This is a genomic window from Seonamhaeicola sp. ML3 (assembly GCF_023273855.1).
Taxonomy (GTDB): Bacteria; Bacteroidota; Bacteroidia; order Flavobacteriales; family Flavobacteriaceae; genus Seonamhaeicola.
In genome coordinates this window covers 2,720,397-2,743,576 of the sequence record NZ_CP096884.1, presented here as the reverse complement: position 1 = coordinate 2,743,576, position 23,180 = coordinate 2,720,397, and the positions used below count along the sequence as shown (strand labels likewise).

At 35.1% G+C, this 23,180-nt stretch carries 19 protein-coding genes; 9 read left to right on the top strand and 10 right to left on the bottom strand.

Features of this window, described 5'->3' with window-relative positions; translation table 11 throughout:
• Nucleotides 1-27: 27 nt before the first annotated feature.
• The 5 genes from M0214_RS11865 (at nucleotide 28) to M0214_RS11845 (ending at nucleotide 2,855) form a co-directional block, all read left to right on the top strand.
• Nucleotides 28-507, top strand: a complete 480-nt coding sequence (locus M0214_RS11865; protein ID WP_248722778.1) for a hypothetical protein — start codon at nucleotides 28-30, stop codon at nucleotides 505-507.
• A 201-nt stretch (nucleotides 508-708) separates the two neighbouring features.
• Complete coding sequence (locus M0214_RS11860; RefSeq protein WP_248722777.1) at nucleotides 709-1,719, top strand: ThuA domain-containing protein; 1,011 nt, start codon at nucleotides 709-711, stop codon at nucleotides 1,717-1,719.
• On the top strand, nucleotides 1,720-2,025 hold the full coding sequence (locus M0214_RS11855; protein WP_248722776.1) for a hypothetical protein: 306 nt from the start codon (nucleotides 1,720-1,722) through the stop codon (nucleotides 2,023-2,025).
• Between the two features lie 12 nt (nucleotides 2,026-2,037).
• Nucleotides 2,038-2,457, top strand: a complete 420-nt coding sequence (locus tag M0214_RS11850; RefSeq protein WP_248722775.1) for a DUF1801 domain-containing protein — start codon at nucleotides 2,038-2,040, stop codon at nucleotides 2,455-2,457.
• A gap of 26 nt (nucleotides 2,458-2,483) precedes the next feature.
• Nucleotides 2,484-2,855, top strand: coding sequence for a VOC family protein (locus M0214_RS11845; protein WP_248722774.1), 372 nt, complete (start codon nucleotides 2,484-2,486; stop codon nucleotides 2,853-2,855).
• A 95-nt stretch (nucleotides 2,856-2,950) separates the two neighbouring features.
• Here M0214_RS11845 and M0214_RS11840 read toward each other — a convergent pair whose 3' ends face one another.
• The 9 genes from M0214_RS11840 to M0214_RS11800 form a co-directional block, all read right to left on the bottom strand.
• Nucleotides 2,951-3,391 (bottom strand): VOC family protein, encoded by a 441-nt coding sequence (locus M0214_RS11840; protein ID WP_248722773.1) that lies wholly within the window; start codon nucleotides 3,389-3,391, stop codon nucleotides 2,951-2,953.
• Between the two features lie 85 nt (nucleotides 3,392-3,476).
• A complete protein-coding gene (gene bshA / locus M0214_RS11835) occupies nucleotides 3,477-4,613 on the bottom strand; it encodes an N-acetyl-alpha-D-glucosaminyl L-malate synthase BshA (RefSeq protein ID WP_248722772.1) in 1,137 nt (378 codons plus the stop codon).
• A 19-nt stretch (nucleotides 4,614-4,632) separates the two neighbouring features.
• Entirely contained in the window at nucleotides 4,633-7,551 is a 2,919-nt protein-coding gene (locus tag M0214_RS11830) for a glycoside hydrolase family 3 N-terminal domain-containing protein (RefSeq protein WP_248722771.1), read from the bottom strand.
• A 121-nt stretch (nucleotides 7,552-7,672) separates the two neighbouring features.
• Nucleotides 7,673-8,896, bottom strand: coding sequence for a phosphoserine phosphatase SerB (gene serB, locus M0214_RS11825; RefSeq protein ID WP_248722770.1), 1,224 nt, complete (start codon nucleotides 8,894-8,896; stop codon nucleotides 7,673-7,675).
• Between the two features lie 71 nt (nucleotides 8,897-8,967).
• On the bottom strand, nucleotides 8,968-9,453 hold the full coding sequence (locus M0214_RS11820) for an ABC transporter ATPase (protein WP_248722769.1): 486 nt from the start codon (nucleotides 9,451-9,453) through the stop codon (nucleotides 8,968-8,970).
• Between the two features lie 15 nt (nucleotides 9,454-9,468).
• Nucleotides 9,469-10,260: a (Fe-S)-binding protein gene (locus M0214_RS11815; protein WP_248722768.1), complete on the bottom strand. Its 792-nt coding sequence runs from the start codon at nucleotides 10,258-10,260 to the stop codon at nucleotides 9,469-9,471.
• 21 nt (nucleotides 10,261-10,281) lie between these two features.
• On the bottom strand, nucleotides 10,282-11,595 hold the full coding sequence (locus M0214_RS11810) for a (Fe-S)-binding protein (protein ID WP_248722767.1): 1,314 nt from the start codon (nucleotides 11,593-11,595) through the stop codon (nucleotides 10,282-10,284).
• Between the two features lies 1 nt (nucleotide 11,596).
• Nucleotides 11,597-12,538: an MlaD family protein gene (locus tag M0214_RS11805; protein ID WP_248722766.1), complete on the bottom strand. Its 942-nt coding sequence runs from the start codon at nucleotides 12,536-12,538 to the stop codon at nucleotides 11,597-11,599.
• Nucleotides 12,539-12,678: 140 nt separating this feature from the next.
• Nucleotides 12,679-13,743 (bottom strand): N-acetylmuramoyl-L-alanine amidase, encoded by a 1,065-nt coding sequence (locus M0214_RS11800; protein WP_248722765.1) that lies wholly within the window; start codon nucleotides 13,741-13,743, stop codon nucleotides 12,679-12,681.
• A gap of 254 nt (nucleotides 13,744-13,997) precedes the next feature.
• Between M0214_RS11800 and M0214_RS11795 the strand changes: the two genes are divergently transcribed.
• Together M0214_RS11795 and M0214_RS11790 are read left to right on the top strand one after the other, a co-directional pair.
• Entirely contained in the window at nucleotides 13,998-16,664 is a 2,667-nt protein-coding gene (locus tag M0214_RS11795) for a putative LPS assembly protein LptD (RefSeq protein ID WP_371873495.1), read from the top strand.
• A 9-nt stretch (nucleotides 16,665-16,673) separates the two neighbouring features.
• Entirely contained in the window at nucleotides 16,674-17,054 is a 381-nt protein-coding gene (locus M0214_RS11790; RefSeq protein ID WP_248722764.1) for a Rid family detoxifying hydrolase, read from the top strand.
• Between the two features lie 5 nt (nucleotides 17,055-17,059).
• On the opposite strand, the gene M0214_RS11785 is transcribed toward M0214_RS11790, so the two are convergent.
• Entirely contained in the window at nucleotides 17,060-18,478 is a 1,419-nt protein-coding gene (locus M0214_RS11785; RefSeq protein ID WP_248722763.1) for a response regulator, read from the bottom strand.
• A gap of 131 nt (nucleotides 18,479-18,609) precedes the next feature.
• Between M0214_RS11785 and M0214_RS11780 the strand changes: the two genes are divergently transcribed.
• Together M0214_RS11780 and M0214_RS11775 are read left to right on the top strand one after the other, a co-directional pair.
• On the top strand, nucleotides 18,610-19,650 hold the full coding sequence (locus M0214_RS11780) for a GMP reductase (RefSeq protein WP_248722762.1): 1,041 nt from the start codon (nucleotides 18,610-18,612) through the stop codon (nucleotides 19,648-19,650).
• A gap of 204 nt (nucleotides 19,651-19,854) precedes the next feature.
• A complete protein-coding gene (locus M0214_RS11775; protein ID WP_248722761.1) occupies nucleotides 19,855-23,172 on the top strand; it encodes a DUF2126 domain-containing protein in 3,318 nt (1,105 codons plus the stop codon).
• Nucleotides 23,173-23,180 lie beyond the last annotated feature (8 nt).

Below are 23,180 nucleotides of genomic sequence, written 5' to 3'. Positions count from 1 at the left end.
CCAACGTTAACAACAAAAATTAATCTTATGAAAAAACTTTCTTTATTAGTAATGGTGTTTTTTGGTTTTGCCCTAACCATGAATGCTCAAAACATAGCCGACAATGCAATTGGTTTAAGATTAGGAGATAGTAATGGTTTGGGTGCCGAATTATCTTATCAAAGAGCATTGGGAGAAAACAACAGGTTAGAGGCAGATTTAGGATGGAGAAACGCCAACGACTTTAACGCCTTTCAACTAACCGGGTTATACCAATGGGTCTACCCTCTCGACGGAGGATTTAATTGGTTTGCCGGTGCCGGTGGTGGTATAGCAGCATTCGATGGAAAAAACAACCTTGCCAACACAAATGAAACCGAAATATTTGTTGCCGGAGATATAGGTATTGAGTATGATTTCGAAATACCACTTATTCTTTCGCTTGATTTTAGACCAACTCTGGGCTTTGGTGATTTTACCGATGGGCTAGATTTCGATATCGCACTGGGTATTCGTTATCAGTTCTAAAACATATTAAAGCGCCAAAACGGCGCTTTTTTTATTGAACTCATCTTGACTTTTAGTTTTAACCAAAATCAAGATGAGTTTCTTGTATAAAATAACTACTCGAAAAATTTCGAACTATAGCTTTCTTTATATTCTTTATCTTTCGGGAATAAACTTTATAAGAGATTAAAGATGCACTGTAAACTCGCATATTACTTTTTATTGCTCACACTTTTACTTGTTGGCTGTAAGGCTAAAACGAAATCGGTAAAACCTGAAGCAAAACCAAAATTAAAAGCGCTTATCATAGATGGGGAAAACAGTCATGGTATATGGCCGAAGAGCACTTTTATGATGAAAGACTACCTAGAACAAACTGGGCTTTTTGAAGTAGATATAAACCGAACTAATTTTAATTGGATTGGCCCTCATCACAATGAAGTTGAAGGCATTACAGATATTAAAGAACTTATATCACTATATCCGTTAAATGATGGTAAAGAAAGACAGGTTGTAGACACTCCAAAAATGGACCCAAATTTTAGTCCCAACTTTAACAATTACGATGTGGTTATCTCTAATTTTGGTTGGAAGTCATCCGATTGGTCTGAAAGCACTAAGGTAAATTTTGAAAACTACATGAAAAACGGGGGCGGTTTGGTTACTGTTCATGCTGCCAATAATCCGTGGGGCAATTGGCTTGAGTTTAATAAAATGATAGGCCTAGGCGCCTGGGGAGGCAGAGACCACACCTCGGGGCCTTATGTGTATTATAATGATAAAAATGAAGTAGAATTCGACGAGTCTAAAGGTATATGTGGTTCTCATGGCAAACAGCAAAACTTCTTAATAAAAACAAGAGAAAAAGACCATCCAATCATGAAAGGGCTTCCAGAGGAATGGCTCCATGCTAAAGATGAGCTTTATGAGCGTATGAGAGGGCCTGCAAAAAATATGACTATACTTGCCACGGCTTATTCCGATGCTAATGAAGACACCAAACGAACAGGCCGACACGAACCCATGCTTTTAACCATAAACTATGGTAATGGTAGAATTTTCCATTCTACGCTTGGGCATATGGATTACTCTTTTGAATGTTCTGGTTTCATTACTACTTTCCAACGGGGCGCAGAATGGGCTGCTACCGGAAACGTAACTCAAGACATCCCAAAGGATTTCCCAACCGCCGATAGTACGAGTTCACGTAAATGGATTTACAAACCTGAATAAATGACTAACTATAGAACGTGGTCTTTTAGATTTTTGATATACCTTGTTGTTCTCAATATACTTGTTGGTTACATGATAGCAAACACCTCAACTCTTTTAATAGAAGCTGAAGGCATTGAAAAACCTACGGATTACAATAGTATCATCATGGTCATTTTAATGGGATTGACCAACATTTTACTAATCTCTAGAATCGCGCTTACGGTTTTATGTGTCATCAAAAAAGAAAAGAAAGATTACAAATATATTATCTCAATAATTGGATACTCCATTTTCATATTACTCGCAGTAATTTCACTAATATAAATACCACTTGTTTTGAAATTAATCTCCAATCCGAAAGTTGAACATATTTTTGAGAATTATCCCAATTCGGTAAAAACCCAGATGTTGTTTCTTAGAGATTTAATCCTCGAGACAGCAAACGAAATGGAAGAAATAACACAACTAGAAGAAACTCTAAAATGGGGAGAACCAAGCTATATTGCTAAGCATGGGAGTACCTTAAGAATACATTGGAGTTCAAAATCTCCCAATCAATATGCCATGTATTTTCAATGCACAAGCAGACTGGTAACTACATTTAGGTTAGTATTTAGAGATACATTTTCATTTGATGGCAAACGGGCTATAGTTTTTAAACTAGGAGATTCCATAAATGAAGAAGCTCTTAAACAATGTATTAAAGCTACTTTAAACTACCACAAAGTAAAGCACCTTCCTATGCTAGGTATATAATTTGTATCTTTAGAAAAACTCGTAACATGAAACTAGGCGCTTTTTCTGTTAGTCTTGCCGTAAAGGATATCCATAAATCCAAAGCATTTTATGAAACCTTAGGGTTTACGGTATTTGCTGGGAATATTGAACAAAATTATCTCATCTTGAAAAATGAAAGTACCATTATCGGACTTTTTCAAGGCATGTTCGAAAACAATATCCTAACTTTTAATCCCGGTTGGGACGAAAACGCTAATACTTTAGAACAGTTTGATGATGTTAGAACGATTCAGAAACATTTAAAAACTAATAATGTTACCCTGCAAAGTGAAGCTGATGAATCTACAAAAGGCCCTGCAAGTTTTGTAGTACTAGACCCCGATGGCAATGCTATTTTGGTTGACCAGCATGTTTAGATGTAAATTTTCTAAACCCAACACTAAATACTGTAGACCAAAAGTTAAAAATATTTTTAATATCTCTTTATCGTAACAGCCCTTTAATCTTTTGATTACATCTCGCTCTTGTTTATTTCTCCTTTTAAGTCAAAATCTGAAAAATGAAGTATAAACCCATTAATATCTTTTATTACAAACTCTTTTGCTCCATTATAGTCAGTAATTCCAAAAGGTCTAATCACATCAGTCTTATCTTTAACCTCTTCATACCATTTAGAAATATTATCTACTTGAAACCATAATGTTAATGCTCCCCCATTGCTATAGCTTTGTAACTCTGGAAACTCTTTAGTCAGTGATTCTTTACTTTGAAAGAATAACTCAACATTGTCCTTCTTGATATACGCCCAGTAGGCAACACCATTTTTGGCAGATTTATACACGATATTAAACCCTATACCAGTGTAAAAATTAAGAGTCTCATCTACATTTTGAACCATTAAATTGTTTGAAATGGACTTTAGAACACTAGTTTCCTGTTTTTCTTCAATCATTTTTCAAGTTTTTTTTAAAATCTTATATATAATTTCTCTGTAATGTCACGTTACTCCCATCAAGCATAATGGAAGCTCTTTTAGATTAAAGTACCAAGCACTTCGTTAGCGTATCTTCGTAAATGGCCTCGTATTGGGGAACAATAGCATGTATATCAAATTTTAGGGATTGGGTACGTGCGTTTTGTTTAAATTGTTTCAGTGTTTCATCATCACTTAAAATATGAAGTGCATTTTTCGTCATATCCTCAATGTCACCAACATCACTTAGAAATCCTGAGAAACCGTGAATATTAACTTCAGGAATACCTCCTGTGTTACTAGAAATCACAGGAACTCTAGAAGCCATTGCCTCTAAAGCAGCCAAACCAAAACTTTCTGTTTCTGATGGTAGTAAAAACAAGTCACTGAAACAAAGAATCTTGTCTATTTCGTTACTCCTTCCGAAGAAAATCACTTTATCTGTAATGCCTAGTTCAGCACACTGTCTTTCAACAGCCTCTTTATCGGGACCTTCCCCAATAAACATAAGCTTAGCCGGCATTTCCTTTTGAATGTTATAGAACACACTAATAACATCTTGAACGCGTTTGACAGGCCTTAAATTACTAATATGCGTGATGATGCGTTCTTGCTCGTTTGCCATCATACCCCTTTGGCAATCTGTAAAACTATGGTTGTATTTATCTAAATCTATAAAGTTAGGGACTACATTGATATCGTTTTCAATATTAAACAATCGTAATGTATCGTCCTTTAGATTTTGAGACACCGCGGTAACCGCATCAGATTTATTAATACTAAATGTAACAGCGGGTTTATAAAATGGATGACTTCCAACAAGTGTAATATCGGTTCCGTGAAGTGTAGTAACAATAGGGACATGAATCCCTTCTTCTTTAAGCATTTGTTTAGCCGTGTAAGCGGCATAAGCATGAGGTATTGCGTAATGTACATGAAGAATTTCAATATTATGCAACTTTACCATATCAACCAACTTACTGGACAACGCTAATTCATATGGCTGATAATGAAATAATGGGTATTCTGGCACATTAACCTCGTGATAGTGCACATTATTACTAATGAGCTCTAACCTAACGGGTTGACGATAGGTAATAAAATGTATTTCATGACCACGTTTAGATAACTCTAGACCTAACTCGGTAGCTACCACACCACTTCCCCCAAACGTGGGATAACATACAATACCAATATTCATATATTAAGTTTTAAGTGCTTTATTCCTCTATAGCTTCATAGATAAAGCGCTGTATTTCAGTTCTTATATTTTCTCTTAGCAATAGGTTCTTTCCTGCTTGAGGATACGTTCTATTTGCCAAAAACACATATACTATTTCTTCTTCTGGGTCTGCCCAGGCGTAAGTTCCTGTAAATCCTGAATGCCCGAAACTTGTCATGGAAACACAACCACATGTTGGTCCTTCATCTTCTAATTGAGGTTTATCGAAACCAACACCTCTTCTATTGTCTTTCTCACAATAATAACAAGTATTAAACTTCTCCATTGTCTCTGGCTTAAAATAGCGCTTACCTCCATAATAACCTTTTTGAAGGAACATTTGCATTATTTTAGCGACATCATTGGCATTACTAAACACCCCTGCATGGCCTCCTACGCCGTTTTGCATGGCAGCTCCCATATCGTGAACAAAGCCATGTACTTTTTGATGCCTGTAATAATCATCAATCTCAGTGGGCACTATCTTTTTGTTGCTAATTTTATAATACGGATTATACAACGTATAATTAGCTCCTAAGGATTTATAAAAATGTTCTTGAACTAATGCTTCTAATCCTTTGTCGTAATGGGTTTCAATAAATTTCTTTAAGATATAATACGGAAAATCACTGTATCTATATCTTAGATTATCGAGCAATTCAGATTCTCGTATTATTTTTTGAATAGAATCTTGATAATCAGACCTCAAAAATAAATTTTTGGTTACGGCGATATTAAACTGTTCACTTTTAGTTCGTCTATAATATTTTTCACTTGGCTTTTTAGTTACCGTATCTAATGTATGATAGTAAAAAGGCTCCCAAGGTCTTAACCTTGCATAATGCGACAACATACTGCGTATGGTTATATCTGCTTTATTAGAATCTTTATATTCTGGAATAATATCAGAAAGTTTACTATCTAAAGAGATGAGGCCTTGTTCTTCCATCTCCATCAAAAGCGGCAAGGTCGCCAATATTTTTGTTAAAGAAGCCAAATCGTAAATATCATCGAAACTCACTTTTTCTTTGCCTTCATAAGTATGCTTGCCGTAGTTTTTATTGTAAATAACCTTTCCCCTTCTAGCGATTAACAATTGAATACCTGGTGTCATTTTAGATTTCACGGCATAATTGGCAATAGAATCTACTTTTTTAAGTTTTATGGTACTCATGCCTACACGCTCTGGAACGGTGTATCCTAAACGTTTTAAACTATTGAGTTGTATACCATCTCCTAGTTTAAAACTATCGCCTGCAGAAACAGGCAAACTTCCCTTGGCTTCTAGAGCCCCGAAAATCATTTGAGCCGACTTTTGTTGTGCAATATCACTGTTTTGATAACTAACAATAATACTTTCTATATTTTCAGTATGCTTTACATCTATTAAGGCGTATGGTCTTGTAAAAATATTTAAAATAACATCGTGACTCGTAGCGATGTCTTCTAACCAAATTAGTTCTTCTTCTGTAAACTTATAGGATTTCCAAGGGTTGGCATTCGATTTATGAAAACCTATCACAACCGTGTTATAGGCCTGCAACTTACCCTTTAGTGCTTCTAGTGTTTCTGCTTTAACGTGATGAATCTTTGTATATTTTTTCAATTCATCAAAAAACACAGCACCAGAATCGTCTCCCATTTGAACATAAGCTATCTTTTTGGTTTCTAAATGTCTAACCGGCAATAAATTTGCTTTGTTTTCGACAACCGTTATGGCGTTTTCAATAAGTTCTTCGTACAAGATATCATCTTCTAACCTATTCAAATCGTCCTTTAGATTATACAGACCGATAGGAGAATATGTATTTAGACCTACCTTGTATTTAGCTTGAAGAATCTTTTTTACTGAATGCGCCAACCTAGCCTCGGTTATTTCGCCATCATTATAAGCTCTAACAATTTTTAGTATGCCTATTTCTGGATCTTCAGACATTAACATAACATCATTTCCTGCTTTAAAGGCTGCAACATCTATGTCTCCGGTTAAATCGAAGTCGGCTGCACCCTTCATGGTTAAGGCATCTGTAAAAATTAATCCTTTAAAACCTAGGGTTTCCTTTAAAATATTGGTTACTATATTTTTCGACAAAGAAGAAGGATAACCTGGTTTGCTTTCTAAACTCGGTACATTTAAGTGTGCGACCATAACACTAGAAAGCCCCGCTCTTATAAGCTGTCTATATGGATATAATTCAACAGAATCAATACGTTTTTCATCAAACGTGATTGTGGGTAAGGTTTTATGGGAATCTTGACTTGTATCACCATGTCCCGGAAAGTGCTTGGCATTGGCAAGAACTCCAGCCCCTTGCATGCCTTTCATAAAAGCTAATGCTTTTGCCGTAACGTTATCTCTACTTTCTCCAAAGGAACGGTTTCCTATTATAGGATTTTCAGGATTGGTATTGATATCAACTACCGGAGCAAAATTAAAATGAACACCTATTCGTTTACAGTGTTCCCCAATATGTTTTCCAGCTTTCTCTATTAATTTATTATCGCTTATTGCTCCCATAGTCATATTCCATGGGAAAGCATAAGTAGAGTCCAATCGCATACACAACCCCCACTCGGCATCCATGCCAATAAGTAACGGTGTTTTAGAAATAGCTTGTAACTCGTTATTTAACTTGGCTTGTTTAACAGGGCCGCCATTAGAGTATATAATACCTCCTATCTTTTGATTTTTGATGAGATTTACAATCTTTGTCTTAGTCTTACTGTCTTGATTCGACATGACCTGAACCATATACAATTGTCCCACTCGCTCCTTTAAGGTCATGGTATTGTATATACTATCTACCCATTTCTTTTGGGCATTGACATCTTCAGCAAGCAGCGGATTAGAAACAGTTTGCCCTAAAGTTATATTGAAAACAGAAAGCGCAAGAAATACAAAACAGATTTGACGCATAAAAGATTTATTAATCATATTGATATAACCTATCAACACTAATAATCATGCCAAAATACTACATTTGCTAACAAGAAAAAAAGACTTTAAGATAGTTTTATAAAGAAGAAATCAACTAAAACTATTCCAATAAATCGATATGTCTGTCGTGGTATCCAAGTAAATACAACACACCATCTAAGCCAATACTAGAAATAGAACTTTGAGCACTATCTTTTACTTTAGGCTTCGCATGAAACGCGATACCTAGACCAGCTAGATTGAGCATCGGCAAATCGTTAGCACCATCACCTACAGCTATAGTTTGTCCGATATCTATACCCTCTTTTTGAGCAATCTCCCTTAAATATTCTGCTTTTTTCTCACCATTTACAATTTCACCTAAATAGTTTCCGGTTAAAGCGCCATCTTTAATTTCTAACTGATTGGCGTACACATAATCGATACCAAGTTCTTTCTGTAAATAATGGCCAAAATAAGTAAACCCTCCAGATAAAATAGCCGTTTTAAAACCATAGCTTTTTAGGGTATCAATAAGCCTTCTAGCACCTTTTGTTATTGGCAAATTAACAGCTACATTTTGCAATACTTCTTCACTTAAACCTTCTAGGAGTTTCATTCGTTTTTTAAAACTCTCGTTAAAGTCTATTTCACCTTGCATGGCCGATTCTGTAATGGCTTTTACTTGTTCACCAACTCCAGCTAGTTCTGCCAATTCATCGATAACCTCGGTTTGGATTAACGTAGAATCCATATCAAAACAAACCAAACGTCTGTTTCTTCTATAAATATTGTCTTCTTGGAACGCTATATCGACATCCAATTCTTGTGAGATTTGCATAAACTTGGCCGTCATATCTGCTTTATTATCTATTTTTCCACGAATAGATAATTGAATAGAAGCTCTTGGGTATTCTTCTTTTTTAACTAGAGACAAACGTCCCGTAAGGCGTTTTATAGAATCTATATTTAAATTTTTATCTGAAATGATTTTTGTGACTTCAGAAATTTGTTCGGCAGCAAGCTTTTCACCTAATAACGTAACTATGTAGCGGTCTTTTCCTTGTAGATTCACCCAATCCTCATAATCCGTTAAAGAAATCGGCGTAAACTTGGCTGATATTCCCAATTCATAAGCCTTGAACAACAAGTCCTTTAGCACAGCTGCAGATTTCTTACCAGACTCAATTTCAAACATCATTCCCAAAGACAAGGTATCATGGATGTTAGCTTGACCGATGTCTAACACTTTGGCGCCATATTCTGATAAAACTCCAGTAAGCGCAGAGGTTAAACCAGGTTTATCTTGTCCCGAAATATTTAATAAGAAAATTTCTTTAGCCATTTTTAGGTTGATTTTTAAAAGCTGTAAAAATGATTAATCTATTTGGAATATGAAAGATAATCGTGTGAATATTAATTTAAGAATCTATTATGCCAGCTCTCGCTTGCTGGAATTTCCCAGTTATCATTGAACTCTGCAATATTGGTCACCAAGTTGTTAAAAACTATCGTATTCTTTGATACCGCTCTGTCTTTTGCCATTTTTTTGAAGTCTGACAAAGACTTATAAGCGATGTATTCACCTTGTTTATAAGATACATTCATTTTATCCATTAAGTCTACATTATAGGCTTTTTCTAATTGCTGAATGAAGTGAACAGATGCATCAATAGAACATCCAGTAGCCGCATTTAAATCTTGGTTTAAACCAATGATGATAAACCTTTTGTACTTAATCTGGTAACCCGAATGCAAATCACTGCCATGGGCTGTCCAGTTTTCAATAAATGTATCCAATTTAGACTCTATCTCTGAAATTTCTTGTTCGGTAAACGAACGATTGGCTTGGTAAATCCAAACCCTTGATTCTTCGGGTAATGTTTTAAAATCTACTAACATTGTTTTAGCTACGATTTATAAATTTTCTGAATTAGCAATCAATTCGGCTATATCTAAAACTGAAATCTCAGATTGTTTTTCTTTAGCTTTAACACCATCGGTCATCATCGTATTGCAATAAGGGCAACCTGTAGCGATAATATTTGGCTTGGTTTCAATAGCATCCTCGGTGCGTAAAATATTGATATCCTTATCGCCTTTCTCTGGTTCTTTAAACATTTGCGCACCTCCAGCACCACAACATAAACCGTTACGCTTACTTCTTTTCATTTCTACAAGATTGGCACTTGTAGATTGAAGCACGGTTCTTGGCGCATCGTATTCTTCATTTGCACGCCCGAGATAACAAGGGTCATGGAATGTGATACGTTTCCCTTTGTATAAGTCTCCCGAAACATTTAAACGTCCAGATTGAATAAGTTCTTGAATAAACTGAGTATGATGGTATACCTGGTAATTACCACCTAAACTTGGGTATTCATTTTTTATACAGTTAAAAGAGTGCGGGTCACAAGTTACTATTTTCTTAATCTCATAAGCATTAAGAACCTCGATGTTCATCATAGCTTGCATCTGGAACAAAAACTCGTTTCCTGCTCTTTTAGCAACATCTCCAGTACAGGTTTCTTCAGTTCCAAGAACAGCAAAATCAACATTGGCCTTATTTAAAATCTTTACAAAAGCCTTGGTTATTTTTTTTGCTCTGTCATCGAAACTTCCAGCAGAACCAACCCAAAACAAAACCTCTGGCTGTTTGCCTTCTGCCATAAAATCTGCTATTGTTGGCACTTTTAGTTCTTCACTCATCTTAGTTAGGTTTATTTTGAATTATTCATCTTTCCAGTTTAGACGATCCATTTGATTGTATGGCCATGGCGCTCCATTATTTTCAATATTGCTCATCATATTGTTCAATTCGGTTGGAGCAGCACTTTGTTCCATAACCAAATAACGACGCATGTCTAATATAATAGACAACGGATTAATACTTACCGGACATTCCTCTACACATGCATTACAAGTGGTACACGCCCAAAGCTCTTCGTTTGTTATGTAATCTCCCAGCAACTGCTTGGCATCATCTTTAAAGACGCCATTATTGGCATCTATATTTTTCCCAACCTCTTCTAACCTGTCTCTGGTATCCATCATAATCTTTCTAGGGGAAAGCTTCTTTCCTGTTAAATTCGCTGGACAGGCCGAAGTACATCTTCCACACTCCGTACAGGTATAGGCGCTTAACAATTGTACCCAATTTAAATCCTGAACATCGCTTGCTCCAAATTTCGCGGGTTCTTCCTCTTCTGTATCTGCTGCTGGTGTTGCGAAAGGATCTGCATTGGGATCCATCATAAGCTTAACTTCTTTGGTAACCGATTCTAAATTGTTGAATTGCCCCTTAGGTTTTAAACTACCATAATAGGTATTTGGAAATGCCAACAGAATATGTAGGTGTTTCGAGAAATACAGATAATTCAAAAAAACTAAAATCCCAATAATGTGTAACCACCAAGCGCCGCGTTCTATAAAATGCAACGTGGTTTCCGGTAAACCAGAAAACCATGGTGCTATAAATTGGCTAACGACGTTACCACTACCCATACTTTGAAACGATGTATCGGTGGCATTCATTACTAAAAATAAAGTCATTAAAACGACTTCAAAATATAGGATAATATTACCATCGTTTTTTGGCCATCCTTTCATTTCACTCTTCAAAAAACGCTGTAGTTTAATAACGTTCCTTCTCATCCAAAAGATGATTACTGCAACCAAAACCAGACAAGCCAATATCTCGAAAGTACCAATCAAAAAGCCATATAATTCTTCAGGAAGCACCTTTAAACCTATGCGATGGGTACCGAAAATACCATCTATGATAATCTCTAGGACTTCAATATTTATGATGATAAAACCAATATATACTACAACGTGAAGTATGCCGGATATAGGCCTACGAACCATTTTACTTTGCCCTAAGGCAATCATGGCCATATTTTTAAAACGTTCTTTTTTATTATCGCTTACATCGACATCTTGCCCCAGCTTGATATTTCTGATAAGTTTTTTTACGTTTTTTACAAAATATCCTATCCCAAGAATCAATAGGATTGCAAAAAGTATATTTGGCAAATACTGCATATTAATTATTTTCGTCTTTGGAGTATGGAATCTCCTTTTTAGATAGTATTCTAAAGTAGCGTTTAGGGTGGAGTTTTATATCTTCTAACAATGCTTCCAGTTCACCTGTTGCGCCTTCAAGATTATTGTAAAGTCCGTCTTCCTTTAACAATTTACCCATAGAGCCTTTACCGTTCTCCATATCGGATAATAATCCATTAAACTGCGCTAAGGTAGATTCTAGATTTCTTATGGTTTGTCCAATATTGGTATTTGCTATTGAATCTGACACTTTTGAAAAATTACTAGAAAGATGTTCAACATGAGATAAAGATTTATTCAATTTACTATCGTTGTCACCCAATAAAGAATTTAGGTTAATAGCGGTAGTTTTGAATTTGGAAATAGTTTCATTCAACTCTGAAACACTACTTTTAAGCTTTTCTTTTGTAGGTTCGTCAAATACGTCGTTTAAGTTGACTAGGGACTTCTTTGTACTTCCTAAAACATTTTCAAGTTTCTCAAAAAGTGGGTTCAGTTTTTGATTTATCAACTCGGTTAAACTTGCTTTTACCGTTCCTGTTAGTGTGTCTCCACTTTTAGCATTTTTTTCCCCATCAAAAGCTGGAATAATAGCAACTGCCTTTCCTCCAATTAATCCTGTTTCGTAAAGTTCAGCCTTACTATTTATTGAGAACTCAAAATCATTATCAATTAGAAGTTCTACTTTAAGTTTGGCAGAACCATCATCTTTAAAAGTAATCTTTGATACTTTACCAACAGACAAACCATTGATAGTTACCGGCATTGAGGGCGTTAAGCCTTCCACATTGTTGTATTCAGTGTAAAAAGTACGGGAAGAATCTAGTAGGTTTTGGCCTTTTAAATAGTTAAACCCAAAAATTAGCAATATAATTCCTGATATGACTAACAAAGCCGTTTTAACTTCTTTCGATATTTTCATTTACTCTTGGTCTATTTTATAATTTGGGCGAATTGAAAACCGTGTCTCAAATCCAATTTGTTATTCATCAAACATGTTCTGTGATGACTTCAACATAAACTTGTTTTAAACAAATTTAAATAAATTAATACGAAATCTGATTAATTGATTTTGGATATTGTTTTTAAGGCTTCTTCTAAAGTAATCTTCTTGCCATTTTTAAAAGCAACAACAAAGCTCGATGTGTAACCTTGTTTTCTAGCATCTGCTTCTAATTGTTTTGTGGTACTGTAATCTGAAGTACTGCCGTAGAAGTATTTATATAAACTCCCTTCTTTAATACGAGTAATATTATTCAGGCCTTTAAAGTTATAAGGCTTTGTTTCCAAGGCCTTAGAACTAGCGGCTATCTGTACCTTAAATTCAATATCACTAGATGTTGTTTTAGGTTTGGGCGTATTATCTATAAACACTTCTGTCTCAGTACCTACATTTAGATACTTTAAATACTTTTCAACAGCATTAAATAATGACTTGGTCATTAGCGCCTTGCCACGTTTTGAGTTTAGGAAATCTTCTTCTTTTTTATGAGTTAAGAACCCTAATTCTACTAGTACACTGGGCATGTAGGTGTATGCCAAAACATAAAATATATTTTGTTTAACACCCCTACTTCTGCGCTTTGCAGTAATTTGAAATTCATCTTCAATGTACCGAGCTAATTTAATACTATGGTCTAAGTATTGCTCTTGGGCTATCATAAGCCCTAACACAGACTCTGGTGAATTAGGATTAAAATTCTTGTATACCTCTTTGTTGTCTTCTAGGGCAATTACACTGTTCTCTCGCTTTGCTACTTCTAGATTTTGTTTGTTTTTTGTTGTACCCAGTACATAGGTTTCAGAACCATAGGCGGTTCCCTTTTTCCCGGGCTGTGCGTTACAGTGTACAGAAATAAACAAATCCACATCTTTTTTATTGGCAACGATAGTTCGTCCGTTTAGCGTAGGATAAACATCGTTACTCCTAGTGTAAACCACTTTTACATTAGATAGTTTTTGCTTTATCATATTGCCAAGTGCCAGAGATACATCTAGAGCAATGTCTTTTTCTGTAGCCTTGTATCTTCCCGTACCGGGTGTTCCAGAATCCTTTCCACCATGTCCTGGATCTATCATAATCACAAATTCGTTGGATGACGATTGTCCATAGATAGGATTACCCAAAAAAAATGTTAATGATATAAGAAAAGATACGAAAAGTGACTGAAGATACGTTTGCATAACTATTATAAACGGATAAAAAACTCGGTTTATTACTCAACTATTTTGTGCTTAGATTTATTTTTAAGTTTTAAATCATTCACACAAAAAATATATGTAATTTTGGCATTTCAAAAACCGAGCCATACTTTTACAAAAATACACCAAAAGCGTTGCACACAAACAACTTTAAAATACTTTTTGCTCTAAGTTTTACAATGTTTATTAACACGTTGTGCCATGGTCAGGACATTAAAAAAAATGTAACTCCTATCGGTGTAGTTGAAAATGACTCCTTGGTAACAGATACCGAAAAAATCCTTAAAAGTGAAGTCGAAGATTCTGAGAAGATTCAGGATACCACGGTTAACGACAGTATAAAACCCAAAGAACTCTTAGAATTTACTGTTAAATATTCTGCTACAGATTACACAAAGTTTAATCATAAAAAACAGAAATTATACCTTTATAATAATGCTTCGATTGAATACGGAGATATGAATATCAAAGCAGGTAGTATAACTATTAATTACAATACAAAGAAAGTTTACGCCAAAGGAATAAAAGATTCTATTGAAGGTTACACTCAAAAGCCTGTTTTCACACAAGGGAGCAATGTTGTTGAACCAGACTCCATTATATTTAACACAGACACCAAAAAGGCCTTAATTTATAATTCGGTGACCCAACAAGGTGAAGGTAATGTAATTGCCAGCCTTACTAAAAAGGAAAACGATTCGGTTTACTTTATTAAGGGAGCACGATATACTACTGCTCAAGATCTAGAAGACCCCGATTACTATATTCTTTTGTCTCGCGCTAAAATTGTTCCGGGCAAAAAGGTAGTTACCGGTCCGGCTCAAATGTTTATTTATGACGTTCCTACTCCAGTTTGGATGCCTTTTAGTTTTTTCCCGCAAAGTGAAAAACACACTTCGGGTATTATCATTCCAACGTTTGGTGAGCAAAACGATCGTGGATACTTTCTTCAAAATGGGGGCTACTATTTTGCTATTAACGATTATGTGGATTTAGCTGTTCTTGGTGATTATTATACAAACGGAAGTTTTGGTTTAAGACTAGAAAGCACCTATGCGAAACGTTATCGCTTTAGAGGAAATTTAGCATTTAGATACGAGAACTTAATTAATAGTGAAAGAGGTTTTCCCGATTACTCACGAAATACAATTTATAACATAAGATGGTCGCACAGTCAAGATTCTAAAGCTAACCCCAGTTCCAGGTTTACGGCCTCTGTTAACCTTGGTAGTAGCACCTATTTTAGGAACTCGCTAAACCAAATTAATGCAGGAAGCAATTTCTTGACAAATACTTTAGCATCCTCTGTTTCGTATTCAAAAACATTCAATACAGAACCTCAAATTAATTTTAGTTTAACGGCGTCTCACTCCCAAAATACAAATACGGAGACCATTAACATGACCTTACCAACCTTTCAGGGTAGTATTGGTAGAATGTATCCTTTAGCTTCTAAAACAGGATCAAAAAAAGGGATTATTCAAAATATTAATTTACAATATAATGTTAGAGGTGAAAACAGGATACAAACCACAGATTCACTTTTCTTTAAAAAGGAAATGTTTGATGACGCTCGAGCCGGATTCCAACATACTATTCCACTAACGACTAACTTTAAGATATTCGATTATTTTAGTGTTAGCGCCAATACCAATTACAACGAAGTTTGGACTTTCAACACCATTAAAGAAACTTACGATTTTGCAACAAGAGAGACCATTACTGAAGACCTAAATGGTTTTGACTCTTACAGAACCTATAATTTTAGTACAAGTATTGGTACTACACTTTACGGTATGTTTAATTTTGAAAAGGATGGTAAAGACACTTGGTTAAAAGCTATAAGGCACGTTATGCGCCCCTCGGTTAGTTATAATATAAATCCGGCTTTTGACAAGTATTATGAAACTGCCGAAGTCATTAATGCTGACGGACAAACCGTTAACGACGTAGACTTAGAATACAGCCGCTTTGATGGCTCTGTTTTTGGTTCGCCCAATAGGAATTTTTCGAGTTCGATGAGTTTTTCGCTTGCAAATAATTTTGAAGCTAAAGTAAGAGATAAAGACACTACAGCTACCGAGGCCAAAAAAATCAAACTGTTAAATAACTTAAACTTTTCGACATCTTATAACTTTGCTGCAGACTCTTTGAAACTAAGTCCAATTCGTATGAATGGTGGCACACAACTTTTCCAAAATAAATTAAGCATAAACTTTGGAGCAACCTTCGACCCTTATGCCCTTGATAATAACAACACTAGAATTAACAAGCTGAATGTAGATAATGGAGGAAGTCTTGTAAGGTTAACAAGTGCCAACTTAACCGCTAGTTGGTCATTATCTAATAGTGGAGAAAAGAAAGACAAAGACAAAGGAAACGCTGATACTGTAAACAACGATGACCCCAACGCTGTATTACCCGAAAACTTAGATTTTTCTAACCGGCAAATTAATAGGGAAAGAGAAAAGAAAAGCGAAACCAAAGAAGAGTCTACAAAATTTTATAACCATAAAATCCCCTGGAATCTTCGTTTGGCCTACACCGTTAATTACGCCAACAGCAGGAGGCAAAATGAAATTTCATCCCATTCCCTTATGTTTTCAGGTGATATTGAATTAACCAGTAAATGGTCTATTGGAGCTTCTTCGGGTTACGACATTAAAAATCAAGGTTTTACATACACGCAATTTCGTTTTTCAAGAGATTTACAGAGTTGGGATATGAATTTTAGCTGGATTCCTTTCAGTCAAAATAAATCTTGGAACTTCTTTATTGGTATTAAGTCCAATATTCTAAAAGACTTAAAATACGAACAGCGTAGACAACCCGATAGACAATTATAAATTTTTATCATGAAAAAAGTTATTTCTACAACTAAAGCACCTGCCCCACTTGGTCCATACAACCAAGCTATATTAAATGAAAATACATTGTACATTTCTGGACAGATCGCAATAGATGTTGAAACAGGAAGTCTTGTTTTAGAGGATATAACCTCAGAAACTCATTGTGTGATGAAAAACTTAAAAGCCATTTTAGAAGCTGCTGAAATGACTTTTGAACATGTCTTAAAGTCGTCGATTTTTATTAGCGACATGAACAACTTTAAAACCATTAACGAAGTTTACGGTAGTTATTTTGACGAGACTACTGCTCCAGCTAGAGAAACCGTTGAAGTAACAAGATTGCCAAAAGATGTTAATGTAGAGATTAGTATGATTGCTTCGAAATAGGTTCCCTACTCGGCCATTGTTTTATTTTTCGAATATTTAACCAATAAATCCTTGAGTTTTTCAACTTCTATTGGTTTAGATAAGAACTCATCAATACCACTAGACTTAGCATGTTCTAAGTCTTCCTCGAATGCACTTGCAGAAACTCCAATTACTGGAATTTTATGAGACAAATATTTTTGGGTGCGTTTTATGGATTTGGTAGCCTCATAACCATCCATATCTGGCATGTAGATGTCCATAAAGACCATATCAAAATCCAATATCTTGTATAGTTCTAGTGCTTCTAAACCATTTTTAACAAAAGTACAGTCTGCCCCTTCTCGTTCCAGTAGAAACTTAATAACCTTTTGGTTCATTCTGTTATCCTCGGCAACCAAAACATTAAACTTTTCCTTTAAAATTGGGTTAAATTCTTGCTCAGCTGTTTTCAAGCTCAAGGTTTTCTTTAACTGTAGGCTAAAATAAAATGTAGACCCTTCATTCTCTTTGGTTTCTAATTTCAACTCCCCTCCCATTAAACCTACTAATTTGTGCGATATTGAAAGTCCCATGCCACCACCTCTGTAGTCTCTGGTTATAGAATTTTCAAGCCCCTTATCTGTATCTGCAAAAATACTCTGCACCTCTGCTTGTTTCATGCCTACACCGGTATCCTTTACATAAAATGTGATGATTTGTTCGTTATCAATACCAATACTTTGATCTACTATTATAGATATTTTACCAGAATTGGTGAACTTAATAGCGTTATTAATAAGGTTAATGAGTACTTGCTGAATTCTAGCTGTATCCCCTATAACTAAAAACTTATCCTTCTCTTCTGCCAAAAATTTAAATTCAAACTCCAAACCTTTCTCCCAAGCTTGATATTCTAAAACTTTAAAAAGCCTTCCTAAATCTGTTTCTAAATCTATGGTTTGCATATTGAGTTTAAAATCTCCCGCATCAACCTCAGAATTATCTGTGACCATATTTACAAGCTGTAACAAATGCATAGAGGAGTAAGTGGCTATTTCAACCTGCGCACTTTGATCTTCATCTAATTCGGTCTGCTTCAGCATATTTAACATACCAATTACGGTATTAAGTGGTGTTCTCACTTCATAACTCATATTAGCTAAATACACAGATTTTTGTTCAGCTAATTTTTCAGCCTTCTTCAAAGCAAATTTTAAATCTACAACCCTATTATTTAAATTCAATCTTGTAACATCATTTTTTAGCTGATTCTTTAGGAAATATTGCAGTATGAGAATCAAAAAAATAGCAATAGAAAATAAGGAAACGATTATTGCCTTTACCTCAAATAAATTTTCCAAAAAAGCATAAACCAAAAAGAGTATGGAAGCAACAGAAACAAAAACAACAACAGATAATATCTTTTTAGTATTAGATCTTAAAAACTTAAGTAGGATATTCATTTAATTTAGGTGTTTAATAAACATCTCATAAATATAACAATAATCTTAACAAAAGTCTGAATTAATAAGATTGAAAAAAACGGATATTACTTAAAAAATCGTAATTTTATTTTAGATAATTTTAGTAGACTATGAGAATTGAATATGATATAAAATTAGGGTTTAAAGACGTTATGATTCGTCCAAAACGATCTACGCTTAAAAGTAGATCTGAGGTAAGTTTAGAAAGGGAGTTTAAATTTCTTCACAGTCCGTTTTCTTGGAATGGCATACCAATTATGGCAGCTAACATGGATACCGTTGGAACCTTTGAAATGGCTAAATCTTTAGCTCAAAAAAAATTATTTACAGCAATTCACAAACACTATTCTGTTTCAGACTGGAAAGCTTTCGCGCTAACCTTACCAGAAACAAGCTTCGATTATATTGCTGTGAGTACAGGAATAAGCGAACAAGATTCGAAGAAACTAGCCCAGGTTTTAGAATATAATCCACTCATAAAATTTATTTGTATTGATGTAGCTAATGGCTACTCTGAATACTTTGCCGATTTTGTTAAACAAACTAGAGCACTTTATCCTGATAAAGTAATCATAGCAGGTAATGTAGTCACTGGAGAAATGGTTGAGGAACTATTGCTCTCTGGGGCAGATATTGTTAAAGTTGGTATTGGCCCAGGATCTGTCTGTACCACACGAGTTAAGACTGGAGTTGGTTACCCCCAACTATCTGCTATTATAGAATGTGCCGATGCTGCACATGGTTTAGGTGGACAAATAATTAGTGATGGTGGATGCTCCATCCCTGGAGATATTGCCAAAGCATTTGGAGCAGGTGCCGATTTTGTTATGCTGGGCGGTATGCTTGCCGGCCATGATGAAAGTGGTGGAGAAACCATAGAAAAAAATGGCAAACCTTATAAGCAGTTTTACGGTATGAGCTCCTCCACAGCCATGAACAAGCATGTTGGAGGCGTTGCCGAATATAGAGCTAGCGAAGGTAAAACTGTCGAAGTGCCATACCGTGGCGAAGTTGAAAATACGTTACAAGATATTTTGGGAGGACTACGAAGTACATGTACTTATGTTGGTGCCCAACGATTAAAAGAATTAACTAAACGTACTACTTTTATTAGAGTAGCCGAACAGGAAAATCAAGTTTACAACCAATAAGTTGCATATAAGTTTTCCATTGAAAAATGTTGGTGAGTTTTAAATATTAAAACCAATATTTAACAATTCCCTATTCAAGGTTTCTGTTTCTTTGCAAAATCACAATTATTAAAATTTTGATGACAATAATCCTAATGAATATAGTCTGAACAGTTTATTATTAGTACTTTTCTATTTAAAATAGCTTAAAAAGAAACCTGCAATATGGCATTAAAAATTGTTATTTCTCACAAAACAAAATATAAGTACGACAGACTTGTTTCTTTATCTCCTCACATATTTAGATTAAGACCTGCACCCCATAGCAGAACTCCTATTGAAGCATACTCAATAAAAATAAAACCAGAAAAACATTTTTTCAATTGGCAGCAAGACCCTTTTGGTAACTATTTGGCACGATTAACATTTCCTGAAAAAACTAAAGAACTTAGTATTGATGTAGAGATTATAGCCGATTTAAAAACTATAAATCCATTTGATTTTTTTGTTGAAAAGTATGCAGAAGATTATCCGTTTCAGTATGTAGATACTGTAAAGAAAGAACTATTGCCTTATTTAGAAATAACCGATAATGGTCCGTTGCTCAATGAATTTCTAAAAACTATTGATCTTTCTCCTAGAAAAACTATTTTTTTTCTGATTGATATAAATCGGAAAATAAACGAATTCTTGAATTACAGTATTCGCTTAGACCCGGGCGTTCAATCCTGCGAAGAAACATTACATTCTAAAGTTGGTTCTTGTAGGGATTATGCTTGGTTGTTTGTTCAGGTTATGAGGCATTTAGGTTTTGGAGCTAGATTCGTTTCTGGGTATTTGGTGCAATTAAAATCTGATGAAAAATCATTAGATGGTCCGTCCGGTCCTGAAGAAGATTTTACCGATTTACATGCTTGGGCAGAAGTTTACGTTCCAGGAGCTGGTTGGATAGGTTTCGACGCTACCTCTGGACTTCTAGCTGGTGAAGGTCATATTCCTTTGGCTTGTACACCCTCCTTTGAGAGTGCGGCACCTGTTACTGGAATGACTGATATTTGCGAAACAGAATTCTTCTATGAAAATACAGTAAAACGCATTTTTGAATCGCCTAGAGTTACAAAACCTTATACCGACGAGCAGTGGAACGCAATTTACAATCTTGGTTTTAAAGTTGATGAAGAATTGGAAAAAGACGATGTTAGATTAACCATGGGAGGTGAACCTACATTTGTTTCTATTGATGATATGGAGTCTGCACAGTGGAATACAGATGCCGATGGCCCTCACAAACGAGAACTTGCTAAAAATCTATCAGCTAGATTGTATGATGAATTTGGTAAAGGTGGTGTTTTGCATCAAGCACAAGGTAAATGGTATCCCGGTGAACCGCTACCCCGTTGGTCTATTGAGATTTGTTGGCGAAAAGACGGTAAGCCTATATGGCAAAACAAAAAGCTACTATCCCTTTTTTCAGAATCCGAAAAATTACCAAAGGACGCCGATAAAAAGTTTCTTAAAACATTAACCAAATATTTAGGTGTTTCAGAAAAGTATATAAAACCCACCTACGAAGATAGTTTTTACTTTTTGTGGCAAGAAGGTCAAATGCCTATTGATGTTGATCCCACAAAAGAAGATGGAAACCTATTGGTAAAAGAAAAACTTCAAAATATTTTAAAAGAAGGAACTACAAAACCTGTAGGGTACGTTTTACCACTCAACAATTCCAAAGGCACATGGTATAGTTGTGATTGGACATTTAGAAGAAAACATTTGTTTCTATTACCAGGGAACTCACCTGTTGGTTTAAGATTACCTTTAAATTCATTAATTCAAAAACCTAAGCAGAAAGAATTTCCCATCTTCCAACTGGACCAATTTTCTAAACAAGACAAATTACCAACTTATTTTGATGCAGTTGAAAAACGTTATAAAGAGCAAAAAAAAGCTTCAAAAAATGATTATTTTATACGTACTGCTTTGTGCATTGAAATTAGGGATGATAAACTTCATATCTTTTTACCTCCTTTAGATGCCATAGAGTATTATTTAGATTTAGTAACCGCTATTGAAGCTACTTCAAAAGACTTGGATATTCCAGTTGTTTTTGAAGGCTATAACCCACCATTTGATAACCGCTTACAATCACTAAAAATAACACCAGACCCTGGTGTTATTGAAGTGAACGTACAACCGTCGAAAAACTGGAGTGAATTAACATATAATACGCTCTCACTCTATAAACATGCTAAGTTATCGCGCTTAGGCACCGAAAAGTTTATGATAGATGGGAAGCATACAGGTACAGGTGGTGGAAATCATGTAACCTTGGGCGGTATAACTCCTGCTGATAGTCCGCTTCTTAGAAAACCAAGTTTATTAAGAAGTTTATTAACCTTTTGGCAACATCATCCGGGGTTATCATATTTGTTTTCAGGTGCGTTTATTGGAGCTACAAGTCAAGCACCACGTATTGATGAGGCTCGTATGGAAAACCTTTACGAACTAGAAATTGCCTTTAGTAAAATTCCTAAAAATGGTGACGTCCCTTTTTGGCTAACAGATAGGTTATTTAGACATCTTTTAACCGATTTAACAGGGAACACACACCGAGCAGAATTCTGTATAGACAAATTATATTCACCAGACTCAACCTCAGGGCGTTTAGGTATTTTAGAATTACGAGCTTTTGACATGCCTCCGCATGCTCAAATGAGTTTAATGCAAAACTTATTAGTACGTACACTAGTTGCTTGGTTTTGGAAAAAACCTTATGAACATGATTTAGTTCGTTGGGGTACAGAATTACATGATAAGTTTTTAATTGAACACTTTGTTAGAAAGGACATAAATGATGTTGTTAAAAAACTAAATAAAGCTGGATACGCGTTTAAAGAAGATTGGTTTAATCCATTTTTTGAATTTAGATTTCCGCTGCATGGTATGGTTACGATAAACGATATTCATATTGAGTTGCGCGCTGCCATAGAACCTTGGAATGTTTTAGGCGAAGAAATGAGTGGTGGTGGTACTGCCAGATATGTAGATTCGTCTTTGGAACGTATTCAAATTAAAGTTACTAATTTTACAAATGAAAGGTATGTAATTACTTGTAACGGTGTAAAAGTACCTTTAAAACCAACTGATGTTAAAGGTGAATTTGTTGCGGGTATTCGTTACAAAGCTTGGAACCCCTATTCTGCTCTACATCCTACTATTGGTGTAGATGCGCCATTAGTTTTTGATGTTGTTGACACCTGGAATAAACGTTCTATAGGGGGATGTACTTATTTTGTTGCGCATCCCGGAGGACGTTCATACGAGTCCTTTCCTATTAATAGTTTAGAAGCCGAATCTAGAAGAATAAATCGTTTTTGGAATTTTAATCACACCCAAGGTGATATTATTCCAGATAAACATGATGTAATTAGTAAAGAGGAATTTAAAAAGATTAAAAAACAAATTAATCCAAAGCAATTTAAATACAAAGAATTGGAAATTAACAACGAATTTCCCGTTACTTTAGATTTAAGAAAGAAGTAGACAATGCC

Coding starts and splice junctions, on each gene's coding strand:
- M0214_RS11865 (WP_248722778.1), top strand. CDS start 28: ATGAAAAAACTTTCTTTATTAGTAATGGTGTTTTTTGGTTTTGCCCTA.
- M0214_RS11855 (WP_248722776.1), top strand. CDS start 1,720: ATGACTAACTATAGAACGTGGTCTTTTAGATTTTTGATATACCTTGTT.
- M0214_RS11845 (WP_248722774.1), top strand. CDS start 2,484: ATGAAACTAGGCGCTTTTTCTGTTAGTCTTGCCGTAAAGGATATCCAT.
- M0214_RS11840 (WP_248722773.1), bottom strand. CDS start 3,391: ATGATTGAAGAAAAACAGGAAACTAGTGTTCTAAAGTCCATTTCAAAC.
- bshA (WP_248722772.1), bottom strand. CDS start 4,613: ATGAATATTGGTATTGTATGTTATCCCACGTTTGGGGGAAGTGGTGTG.
- M0214_RS11830 (WP_248722771.1), bottom strand. CDS start 7,551: ATGCGTCAAATCTGTTTTGTATTTCTTGCGCTTTCTGTTTTCAATATA.
- serB (WP_248722770.1), bottom strand. CDS start 8,896: ATGGCTAAAGAAATTTTCTTATTAAATATTTCGGGACAAGATAAACCT.
- M0214_RS11820 (WP_248722769.1), bottom strand. CDS start 9,453: ATGTTAGTAGATTTTAAAACATTACCCGAAGAATCAAGGGTTTGGATT.
- M0214_RS11815 (WP_248722768.1), bottom strand. CDS start 10,260: ATGAGTGAAGAACTAAAAGTGCCAACAATAGCAGATTTTATGGCAGAA.
- M0214_RS11810 (WP_248722767.1), bottom strand. CDS start 11,595: ATGCAGTATTTGCCAAATATACTTTTTGCAATCCTATTGATTCTTGGG.
- M0214_RS11805 (WP_248722766.1), bottom strand. CDS start 12,538: ATGAAAATATCGAAAGAAGTTAAAACGGCTTTGTTAGTCATATCAGGA.
- M0214_RS11795 (WP_371873495.1), top strand. CDS start 13,998: ATGTTTATTAACACGTTGTGCCATGGTCAGGACATTAAAAAAAATGTA.
- M0214_RS11790 (WP_248722764.1), top strand. CDS start 16,674: ATGAAAAAAGTTATTTCTACAACTAAAGCACCTGCCCCACTTGGTCCA.
- M0214_RS11785 (WP_248722763.1), bottom strand. CDS start 18,478: ATGAATATCCTACTTAAGTTTTTAAGATCTAATACTAAAAAGATATTA.
- M0214_RS11780 (WP_248722762.1), top strand. CDS start 18,610: ATGAGAATTGAATATGATATAAAATTAGGGTTTAAAGACGTTATGATT.
- M0214_RS11775 (WP_248722761.1), top strand. CDS start 19,855: ATGGCATTAAAAATTGTTATTTCTCACAAAACAAAATATAAGTACGAC.